This is a genomic window from Neisseria sp. P0009.S007 (assembly GCF_051962515.1).
Genome location: NZ_JBQCVF010000476.1, coordinates 1 through 1,088 on the forward strand (window position 1 = coordinate 1; position 1,088 = coordinate 1,088).

Below are 1,088 nucleotides of genomic sequence, written 5' to 3' on the forward strand. Positions count from 1 at the left end.
TTGCAACACACGTCCGACGGGCTTTCAGACGACATCGTTACTTTGCAGGAAGCCGCCGCCGAACTCGAACACCAACAGCAAACCACCGCACATAGCCGCCAAGAGCAGCAAGGCCGTCTGAAACAGGCGCAGCTTGCCCTGTTGGAAGCCAACCGCCAATACGGGCTTGCCGAAGTCGCCGTCCACAAGCTCAACCAGCAAAAACAAAACTACCAGCAGCAAATCGCCCAGCTTGAACAGCAAACCTTCGACTGGCAGGAACGCCAACAAGAACTTGCCCTCGCCTATGAAACCGAGTTCCAAAACGACGAGCAGCACATCAAGCTTGAAGAATTGAGCGAAGCCGTACAGACCTTGGATGAAGAATATATTGTCGTACAAGAAAAACTTGCGCAGATTCAGGAGCAAGGCAGGGAGCAATACGCTAAAGTGCAAACCCTGCAAACCCAGTTGCCACAGCTTCAGGCCGCGACCCAAACCGCTCTGTTGCAACAGCAGGAAGCCCTGATTAATGCCAAACGCTACCATCAAAACTTGACCGAACGCGCCGCCGATTTGGACGCGCTTGAAGCGTTGGCGAAAGAATCGCCGAAAGTATTGAACAGCAGCATCGGCAGCCTCACCCAGCAAATCGAAGCCCTCGGTGCCGTCAACCTTGCCGCCCTGCAAGAACTTGAAGAAGCGCGCGAACGCGACGGCTACTACCGCAGCCAGAGCGAAGACGTACAGGCCGCCATCTCCCTTTTGGAAGAAGCCATCGCCCAAATCGACGACAAAACCAAAGAGCGTTTCAAAGAAACCTTCGATGCCGTCAACGGCAAAGTCCAAACCTTCTTCCCGACCCTGTTTGGCGGCGGCGAAGCTACCCTCAAAATGATAGGCGACGACCTCCTGACCGCCGGCGTGTCCATCATGGCGCGCCCGCCCGGCAAGAAAAACAGCACCATCCACCTCCTCTCCGGCGGTGAAAAAGCCCTCACCGCCATGAGCCTCGTGTTCGCCCTGTTCAGCCTCAACCCCGCCCCCTTCTGCCTTCTGGACGAAGTCGACGCCCCGCTGGACGACGCCAACACCTCGCGTTTCTGCAA

At 56.4% G+C, this 1,088-nt stretch carries 1 pseudogene; it reads left to right on the forward strand.

Annotated elements, in window-relative coordinates:
- A pseudogene (locus tag ACTHS3_RS14175) lies at nt 1-1,088 on the forward strand (chromosome segregation protein SMC); the annotation flags it as partial.